This window comes from Ancylomarina sp., assembly GCF_041555295.1.
Taxonomy (GTDB): domain Bacteria; phylum Bacteroidota; class Bacteroidia; order Bacteroidales; family Marinifilaceae; genus Ancylomarina.
In genome coordinates this window covers 1-2,098 of sequence record NZ_JBFFKR010000430.1, presented here as the reverse complement: position 1 = coordinate 2,098, position 2,098 = coordinate 1, and the positions used below count along the sequence as shown (strand labels likewise).

Below are 2,098 nucleotides of genomic sequence, written 5' to 3'. Positions count from 1 at the left end.
CTCTCGTATGATGTGAGTATAATAAGTTGTGAAATCGCCATGAACTCCACCATGTGGCAAAACAATTAAGGGGTATTTCTTATCAGGATTAATATTTTTAGGGATAAAAGTATAAGTCCAAAACTTGACCGGATTCCCTGCACCTTTAGCAGTCGGATTCTTCTCTTTCCATTTTGGAGGTCCATAAATATATAGCTTATCTATATGAGCGACATCTCCTACTCTTTCAAACCAAATTAGATCATCCACCATTTTTTGAAGGCGATCCATTCTATGATCCAAATTCGAATTGTATTTCTTGAGATCTTTCAGCTCTTCCCGAATGGGTTCCTGAGTTTGGGCATTAAGACCGGCTACTGAGATAAAGATCAATAATAGTCCTAAGTAAATTCTTTTGTTCATTGTTTGAGTTTTAGGTTAGCCATAAAATTGCATGCCCAATTTACAAAAACAACGGAATTAATCCTCGCTAATCCTAATTTCACAAATAGACTGCGTCGTCTTTATTATTTTAAAACGATCATCCATTCTGTGCCCAACAAGCCAAATAATATCATCCCCCGAAACGAGAAGCCAAGCATTCTCTTTATCGGTCAAGGAAAATTTATTATCGATAAAATAATCGGATACTTTCTTACGCCCTTTCATGCCAATGGGATGGAAAACATCACCTTCTTGCCATTTACGTAACTTCAGAGGGAAGCTCAGTTTATCAGCATCAAAGCAAGCAATCTGTGGATTTGTAGAAAATTTGAAATCAGCTGTTCGTTCAAAAATCTCACAATGAAAACTCTTTTCTTTGATTTCAAGATGTCCATTCTCAGAAAGCTCATATTCGCCTGTCTCTTTTTCTTCCCTTTTAGTCAAAACCAAATACTCTCGGTCACGCAGAAGCTGATACTTTTCAGAATAAAACAGTTTCCCTGAAATAGAATCTAAAGAATCAATAATATTAAGCACCTCTCTTGAGTGGAAACCATAAGGTTTTAAAAACTCAAACAAATGTGATTTTTGCGCTGGTAGTTTTTTCAATTCTGAAACTGAGATCAACAAGCGATCATCTTCATGATTGATAAAACTCAATCTCTTATTTTCAATCTCATTATTATAGATCAGTTCAACGTCTGAAAATCTAGCCACATTCTCATTCATTGTCTTTTGAATACTGGGATTGATTTCTTGTAGTACTGGAATAATTTGATGGCGAATTTTATTCCTCACAAAATCGGTTTGAGCATTGGTATAATCCTCTCGATAGCTTAATGTGTTCTCGTCGGCATAAGCTTTTAACTCTTCCCTTGAAAAAGGTAGTAAAGGACGAATTAAACGGTTCTTTTTTGCTTTTATTCCTGTTAGGCCATGAATACCTGTTCCGCGTGCCAGATTGATTAAAACCGTTTCAATTACATCATCAGCATGATGACCGGTAAGTATATACTGGCACTGGTGTGCCTGACGTATACTTTCAAACCATTCATATCGTAAATCGCGTGCAGCCATCTCAATGGAAATCGCCTTTTCTTTAGCATACTCGGTCGTATCAAACGCTGTCGTACAAAAAGGGAAATCATATTTTTCAGCCAACTCCTCGACAAAAATCGCATCACCATCAGAATCCTCAGCTCTCAATCGAAAATTACAATGCGCAATAATGCACTTCAGCTCCATTTTGTGCAGAAGGTGAAGCAAAACCACTGAATCGAGTCCGCCACTAACAGTAACCAGTAGTTTTTCATTTCTACCGAAGAGCTCTTCTTTTTCAATATGACGGATCAGTTTTCGTAGCATTTCAGTTCTCATTAGTAGTTATCGATTCGAGAGAATCAAAAGTATATATTATTTACTTCCAAGTACCTGCTTAATCGCCTTAGCTTTCAACAGACATTCCTCATATTCCTTTTCGGGATCAGATTGCATGGTTATGGCACCACCGACCATGAATGAAAGATAATCATCATTGGCATTATATTGTATGCTGCGAATCACAACATTGAAATCGAAATCGGCTTCAGGCGTTATATAACCCACGGCAGCAGAAAACAAACCTCGCTTAGTCACCTCATATTTCTCAATCAGTTTCATGGCACGAACCTTGGGT

3 protein-coding genes are annotated in these 2,098 nt (G+C 37.4%); all 3 read right to left on the bottom strand.

From position 1 onward, the window contains the following. The coding region (locus ABY905_RS16785) for a hypothetical protein (protein WP_372645968.1) at positions 1-402 on the bottom strand (402 nt) is incomplete at its 3' end. Positions 403-459: 57 nt separating this feature from the next. Continuing rightward, on the bottom strand, positions 460-1,788 hold the full coding sequence (gene tilS / locus ABY905_RS16780) for a tRNA lysidine(34) synthetase TilS (RefSeq protein ID WP_372645966.1): 1,329 nt from the start codon (positions 1,786-1,788) through the stop codon (positions 460-462). A 48-nt stretch (positions 1,789-1,836) separates the two neighbouring features. Continuing rightward, on the bottom strand, positions 1,837-2,098 hold a 262-nt coding region (locus tag ABY905_RS16775; protein ID WP_372645964.1), incomplete at its 5' end, for a chorismate-binding protein.

Coding starts and splice junctions, on each gene's coding strand:
- tilS (WP_372645966.1), bottom strand. CDS start 1,788: ATGCTACGAAAACTGATCCGTCATATTGAAAAAGAAGAGCTCTTCGGT.